Here is a 6337-nt window from a genome sequence, read left to right on the forward strand (position 1 = left end):
GACTCAGGTTTTTTTATTTAAATCAAACTATGGGACAGCAGTGAGCTATAAGCTCCCTTTTTTGTGTTAGAAACCATTTAAAGTGTCTGTATTCTCACCATTAAAAATGTCTGGTTTATGATGATCTAAATAACTTCTCAGGATATGACTCTATGAACGACACTGAAAATCAAAAAAAACTCCCATTCTCAGAGGATGAATTACTCGAAAATATAGATGAATATAAAGCACATGCAGATGAAATTACTGTGCTTACAGAAACCGAATTCGATTATTCATATTTCAAACACTCTACTCCATTTTTTCAAAAACAAATTAATTACTGTAGAGACAAAACCCTTGCTACATAAGGTTTTGGAGTCGTTTGTCTAAAAATAATCATAAAACAACCTAGAGCCTGTTTATTTCCTCTTTGTATCCTTAAACGGATAAGATTTTAGAAAAACCGATGGCTCAGAATTAAAAATCATTTAACTTTTATTTGTAATTGTAAACCGAAAGTATCGAGTAATTTCTGCATGGATTTCAAAGTAGGATTGCTCCCTGGTTGCTCCATTTTTTGCAGTGTCTGTGGCGCAATCTTAGTAATTTTAGCCATATCATTCAGTGTTAAATGTAGCTCTGTTCGAATAAATCGAGCAACTTGATAAAAAGACCAGTCTGGATGATTATTGATGGTTTCAAGCACAGATAGTCTTTTTTCCATTTGTTGAATAGGGGTCAATGGTTTAAAACGTTTATCCATGGCTGATCTCCTCCAACTGCTGGCAAATATTGATTATTCGATATTGGCTATTTTCCAGAATTTCATCCGCTACTTGAAGAGCCTGCATCTTTTCTAACAGTCCCCGATAAATTGGTAACTGTTCAATTAATAAAGTTTTAATTTCTTGTGGATCAATCGAAGTGCTTTCAGCTATCTGCTCAATCACAGAACTCAAAAGTGGCATACCACCATGATCATCTCTTTCCCAACGAGTAGTACGTGCAATACCATCAGGATGTAACCACATTGGCGCATAATCAAATAATGGTGTGAGCTGAATTTTACCATTATTGAAGCGTTGGATTGCTGTATTGCGAGTATGGTTATCTTTATTGCCTAAGGCAACATTTGCGAGATCACGCTTCAAATACTCAAATACTTCCTGCTTTGGTTCGGTACAAGCCTCCATAAGCAGGGTACATATTTGATTATGGGTCATTCTAACCCCAAAGCCCGCCTTCCCACCTAGAGATGCAAGGCTTTCCTGAGCAATTCTTTCAACTTTGCCATTAATTACTTTGCGATCAAATCTTGGAATAAACAAAGTCTTGCCATGTAGCTCAAGATCCCGGTGTACACGTAGTTGCAAGTACTGAGCGACTTTCATATACAAAGCTTCGTTCATCAGGATTTTATTCAAATTTTGATCACTGCCGCGGCTAAATTTAACCAACCAATGCTGCTTAACTTGATCATCTGGAAGAGTATGATCTAGATAGAAAAGATCATCATAACCTTGTGTTAACAACAATTTTGGCCACTCACCCTGAATACCAGATGAACCGGCAATAAAAAGTCCATAAGATGCGAGCGATTCAATAAACTTCTCTTTACGTTCAATAATTTTGCTTAGGCTAAATCCCTGATTTTGCAGCTTTGGGAAATGACTCTGTAACCACTCATGAGCCTCTTTGACTCGCAGATTCCCAATTGGATTTCCTGCGCCTGCTTTTAAAAGCGCCCAGTCCGCTTGTTCCTGAACATTCTCAGAAAAATCAAGCTGTCTTAGTAATTCTTTGCGACCGTATCCTTGAGGTAATAGATCCATAAGAAATGCTGGCCAAGTTGATTCCAATCTATTTTGGACGTTCACCGGTAAGTCATAAGCAAGCGCATGACCATCTCTTAGATCCATATATGAAATAGCATATTCGAACAAATATGATGTACGTGTAGCTGCCTGCCATCCAGCATTTTGATCATCCGTAACCTCAACCAAAGCACAGTCATGCCATTCATAGTCTTGGTAGATTTGCAGTGTACAGTATTGCTTCATAATTTTATTAAAATAGTAAAATATAATGATTTTATTGATTATATATCTATTTTAATATAAAAGTATAATTAAACTAAAAATCTCAATGATCACTCTAGGTGTCTAAGAAGAACTTATACATTTCTCAAAATTGCAATAAACTCATCTGATTTGCAGTAGAATTGATCAATATTGGGTTAAATCTTACCTCCTTATATTTTAGCTATCCTTTACATCATGTCAGAACGTCAACAACTCAGCCTTAGTGAATACCTTGCCACTGTACAGGAAGTCATCCAGCTGACTTTTGATGGGGCAGTGTGGGTCAAGGCTGAGATCCGTAATTTAAGTATTAAAGGCGGTCACTATTATCTTGAGTTGGCTGAGAAAGATGAAGAAAGCCATAAGGTGATCGCTAGTTGTAAAGGCACCATTTGGAAATTTACGGCACAAAAAATAATTCTAAAGTTTGAACGAGAAAGTGGTATTGAACTGTCGAAAGACCTGAATGTACTGATCAAGGTCAAAGCTAGATTTGATCCGCAATATGGCTTCTCGGTCAATATCGAAGATATCGACTCTAGCTTTACTCTAGGAGACATCGCCAAACGCTATCAGCAGATTCTGCTGCGACTGACTGAGGAAGGCCTGCTCAATAACAATAAACAGTTGCCGGTACCCTTTGATATTCAGAATGTCTTGGTCATTGCACCGGAAAATGCTGCAGGGTTAGGTGACTTTAAAAAAGATGCGGATGCCCTGGCTCAGGCTGGTGTCTGTCATTTCGTTTATCATTCAGCAACTTTTCAGGGTAATACGGCTTCTGCCAGCATCATTCAGGTTTTGGGTAGTGCCTTAAGACAGTGGGCTCAAGATTACTCGATAGCACCAGACCTTATTGTGATCATCCGTGGAGGCGGAGCCGTGAATGACCTAGCTTACCTGAATGATTATGATCTGGCCGCACTGCTGTGTAAAAGAACTGTGCCGATCTGGGTCGGTATTGGCCACGAGAAAGACCGCACTATTTTGGATGAAATTGCACACCGTTCCTTTGATACCCCGAGTAAAGTGATCGCAGGGATCCGTAACCTGATTGTGGAGCGAGTCAATGAAGTTAGTACTGCTTTGCAGACCATCAAGCTACTGTCACAGCACCAGTTGATCACCTACCAGAGCCAGAGTGATCAGTATCTGAAAACTATCAAAACTCTGACACAGAACCAGATCAATGAAGCCCAGCGTAGCGTTGATATGCTTAAAAGTGATACTCAGTATCTTGCTCAACAACAGATTAAACTAGCTTCACAGCAGGTGGAGTCATTGATGAGGGAAACCTTGCTACAGAATCCTCGTAATGTGATGGCCAAGGGCTATGCAATTGTCCGTAGCCAAGGCAAAGCTATCCGTTCCATCCAGCAGATTACTGACCAGGAATTACAGATTGAACTTAAGGATGGCACCATTGATGCCACCGTGACACAGGTAAACGCACATGAACAATGAAGAACTAAGTTTCAAGAAAGGTTATGAAATTCTCAAGAAAAATGCCGAATTTCTTGAATCTCAGGAAGAACCGGATATTGATAACCTGATGGCGATCGTTGAAGAGTCCATGACTGCCTATAAAGCCTGTAAGTTACGTATTGATGCTGTGCAACAGGCGTTGAATGACACCTTTAAAGAATAAAAATTCTAGGTCGAGAAAAGTCTAGAATGTTCTAGAAATAAAGGACATGAGATGGTGAAAACTGACAGTTAACCCAATAAATTTGCTTGAGCAGAGTTTTATTACTAACCACCTTTTCCTCTATAGGTGTTACATGGATCCCAAACAACATACTTACGTTGTTAAATGGTTGACTGAAGATCAAGCCTGTGTCGGCTTATGTGTCGAGTTCTTCATTAAGCTGACTTAAACCAAATAGGTGGGGCTAATGAATTTAATGGCCGATCTTTAATAATCCCTGCCAGCTAAAATAGTTCTGGGTCAAATGAGTACGGTTCATTGACCACTTTCGTTGTGGTAAGTAGCAGCTGCCAACAGCTAATTTAGTTTTCCCATATCTCGCCTTTACCGCTTCTAAAGTCTGCATGAGGCTTTCATTACTTTCACGCTGGCTGTGGTCTGTCAGCAGGTCAGGAGTAAAGCGCTGCTTAGCAATTAAATCCGTCAGAATTACACCACACTTTTTATATTTCACGTCAGATTTATAAATGTGTTCCAGCAGTTGCATGGCTGTTTTAATCAGATCCAAAACACAATCCGTCGGTTCAGGAAACTCAAAAGCCAACGATTTACTGTAATAGGGAACCTTTGAATCAAAAGGATTCGATTGCACAAAAGCAATGACACATCCACATAAGGAAGCGTCTGCTCGTAAACGTATGACTGCATCCTGTACATATTTGCCCATAGCCTCTTTGAGATCATCTAGCTCGGTAACTTTTTCACCAAATGAACGACTTGCTATGATTTGCTGTTTGGGGGGAGGGGCATCATCTAACTGCATACAAGAAACACCTTGCAGCTCCAATACTGTTCTTTGCATTACCACAGAAAAAAGGCTCGCCATGCGATGAGCATCTTGCATCACTAAATCTAGCACCGAATAGATTCCCATGGCATTTAGTTTTTTAACTAACTTACGACCAACGCCCCAAACTTCACCGACCTCAATGTCTGAATAAAGCATTTCCTGATCTAGGAAATCCATATTGAGTAAGTTACACACACCCTTGAAACCCTGTCTTTTTTTGGCAAGATGGTTGGCCATTTTGGCTTCGGTTTTACTACGACCGATACCAATCGAGACGGGTAAGCCAATCCAATCCAACAATCGTTGTTTCATGTGATGCGCATACTGAGTTAAGTCAAAATTTTGTGCATAACTGGTCAGGTCTAAAAAACACTCATCAATTGAATAGATTTCCTGTTCATGTGGCGCAACAAAACTAGCCAAAATTGAATGAAAACGCTTGGACATTTCAGCATATAAAGCATAGTTACTGGATAACACCACGACCTGATGTTGCTGAACAATATCTTGTATTTGAAAGAGAGGAACGCCCATTTTGATGCCCAGCGCTTTGGCTTCATTACTTCTTGCCACAGCACAGCCATCGTTATTGCTGAGCACAATCACAGGTTTATTGTTTAGACTGGGATTAAATACCCGCTCACAACTGACATAGCAGTTGTTAATATCAATCAGGGCATAAATCCGCTCGTAACTGCTCATCTGAACTTCTTGATCACACTGGTAACCACACCCCAAATCAGCATGGTTTGATTATCTTTCAAATGGATATCAGCAAAATCAGGATTAGCCGCCTGTAACCAGCATTGATTACCCTCAATCATCAAACGTTTAATCGTAAAATCATTGTCAATCAATGCCAGAACAATATCCCCATGCTTGGCTTCAATACTACGGTCAACGATTAGCTTGTCATTCAGATCAATCCCTGCATCACGCATGGATAAGGATTCCACTTCAACGATAAAGGTTGCCTGTTGGTTTTGAATAAGAAACTCGTTTAGATCAAGGGTCTTATCGATATAGTCCTGAGCAGGGGAAGGGAAGCCTGCAGCCACTTTTTGCAAAGCAACAGGAATCTCATAATGTGTTTTTGTCTCAAGCAATCTAATAGAGGAAATATCGTTAAACTTTGGAGTGTCATTTTTTTTCAGGTATTTCTTGATTTCCAATACACGAGACTCTGGCACCCGAATGACCTTGGTCGGTTCGTTATAGACAAAAGGACGGCCAGAACCTTTGCGTGCACCACCATGCTTATTTTGCGTCATTTTTATTATCAATCTTGATTATGTAACATAATTAAGATTATAGAAAACTCAGAATATAAAAACAAGATTGTCCGTTCTTTAATAAAGTATTATCCCAAATCTTGGGATTGCCATGATATTAGCAAAGCCACAAGATCAATCAGACGACACAATAAAGATTGTCTAATCCTTGATCGTAGAGACTTTATATTTGAAGCAACAGAAGACCTAAAGGGCTTTACTGGTATCCATTGATTGTTCAGCAACATTAAATAAAACTGTGGAACATTGTTCAGTTATTGATCGTGGAACGTGAACAATCATAAAAAAAGCCCATTCGAGGGTGAATGGGCTATAAAACTAGTATCAACACATGGAATTATAACACAATTTAAAAAGCTGTTATTCCCAAGTAGAAATGTCCTACCTAATAACCAAATAGAAATGTCCTATATGGACATTTCCAAGTCAAGCACAGGATTTAGATTTCGTTGTTCAATCGCTGTTTTCTGTGCACGTCTGCTTG

The 6337-nt window shown here is 39.4% G+C and carries 7 protein-coding genes; 3 read left to right on the forward strand and 4 right to left on the reverse strand.

What is annotated here, in order from left to right:
• Window positions 1-152: 152 nt before the first annotated feature.
• Window positions 153-350, forward strand: a complete 198-nt coding sequence (locus tag FTU92_RS12175; protein ID WP_096902802.1) for a hypothetical protein — start codon at window positions 153-155, stop codon at window positions 348-350.
• Between the two features lie 116 nt (window positions 351-466).
• On the opposite strand, the gene FTU92_RS12180 is transcribed toward FTU92_RS12175, so the two are convergent.
• Together FTU92_RS12180 and FTU92_RS12185 are read right to left on the reverse strand one after the other, a co-directional pair.
• Window positions 467-745: a helix-turn-helix domain-containing protein gene (locus tag FTU92_RS12180; protein ID WP_000361155.1), complete on the reverse strand. Its 279-nt coding sequence runs from the start codon at window positions 743-745 to the stop codon at window positions 467-469.
• Entirely contained in the window at window positions 738-2042 is a 1305-nt protein-coding gene (locus FTU92_RS12185; protein WP_096902800.1) for a type II toxin-antitoxin system HipA family toxin, read from the reverse strand. Before FTU92_RS12185 ends, FTU92_RS12180 begins: the two co-directional genes overlap by 8 nt.
• Before the next feature lie 216 nt (window positions 2043-2258).
• Between FTU92_RS12185 and xseA the strand changes: the two genes are divergently transcribed.
• Both xseA and xseB read left to right on the forward strand, forming a co-directional pair.
• A complete protein-coding gene (gene xseA / locus FTU92_RS12190) occupies window positions 2259-3527 on the forward strand; it encodes an exodeoxyribonuclease VII large subunit (RefSeq protein ID WP_179994478.1) in 1269 nt (422 codons plus the stop codon).
• Window positions 3517-3711: an exodeoxyribonuclease VII small subunit gene (gene xseB, locus FTU92_RS12195; RefSeq protein ID WP_001058302.1), complete on the forward strand. Its 195-nt coding sequence runs from the start codon at window positions 3517-3519 to the stop codon at window positions 3709-3711. The genes xseA and xseB overlap by 11 nt, the downstream gene beginning before the upstream one ends.
• 253 nt (window positions 3712-3964) lie before the next feature.
• Here xseB and FTU92_RS12200 read toward each other — a convergent pair whose 3' ends face one another.
• Window positions 3965-5263 carry a Y-family DNA polymerase gene (locus tag FTU92_RS12200; RefSeq protein WP_179994477.1) on the reverse strand — a complete coding sequence of 433 codons (1299 nt, stop codon included), beginning with the start codon at window positions 5261-5263 and terminating at the stop codon, window positions 3965-3967.
• Window positions 5260-5832 carry a LexA family transcriptional regulator gene (locus FTU92_RS12205; protein WP_179994476.1) on the reverse strand — a complete coding sequence of 191 codons (573 nt, stop codon included), beginning with the start codon at window positions 5830-5832 and terminating at the stop codon, window positions 5260-5262. Before FTU92_RS12205 ends, FTU92_RS12200 begins: the two co-directional genes overlap by 4 nt.
• Between the last annotated feature and the right edge of the window lie 505 nt (window positions 5833-6337).

Origin of the sequence: Acinetobacter sp. YH12205, from assembly GCF_013418125.1 — a bacterium.
In the GTDB taxonomy this organism is placed as follows: Bacteria; Pseudomonadota; Gammaproteobacteria; order Pseudomonadales; family Moraxellaceae; genus Acinetobacter; species Acinetobacter towneri.

Excerpts from the sequence above, each read along its gene's own strand:
- FTU92_RS12185 (WP_096902800.1), bottom strand. The coding sequence starts at position 2,042 with ATGAAGCAATACTGTACACTGCAAATCTACCAAGACTATGAATGGCAT.
- FTU92_RS12175 (WP_096902802.1), top strand. The coding sequence starts at position 153 with ATGAACGACACTGAAAATCAAAAAAAACTCCCATTCTCAGAGGATGAA.
- xseA (WP_179994478.1), top strand. The coding sequence starts at position 2,259 with ATGTCAGAACGTCAACAACTCAGCCTTAGTGAATACCTTGCCACTGTA.
- FTU92_RS12205 (WP_179994476.1), bottom strand. The coding sequence starts at position 5,832 with ATGACGCAAAATAAGCATGGTGGTGCACGCAAAGGTTCTGGCCGTCCT.
- xseB (WP_001058302.1), top strand. The coding sequence starts at position 3,517 with ATGAACAATGAAGAACTAAGTTTCAAGAAAGGTTATGAAATTCTCAAG.
- FTU92_RS12200 (WP_179994477.1), bottom strand. The coding sequence starts at position 5,263 with ATGAGCAGTTACGAGCGGATTTATGCCCTGATTGATATTAACAACTGC.
- FTU92_RS12180 (WP_000361155.1), bottom strand. The coding sequence starts at position 745 with ATGGATAAACGTTTTAAACCATTGACCCCTATTCAACAAATGGAAAAA.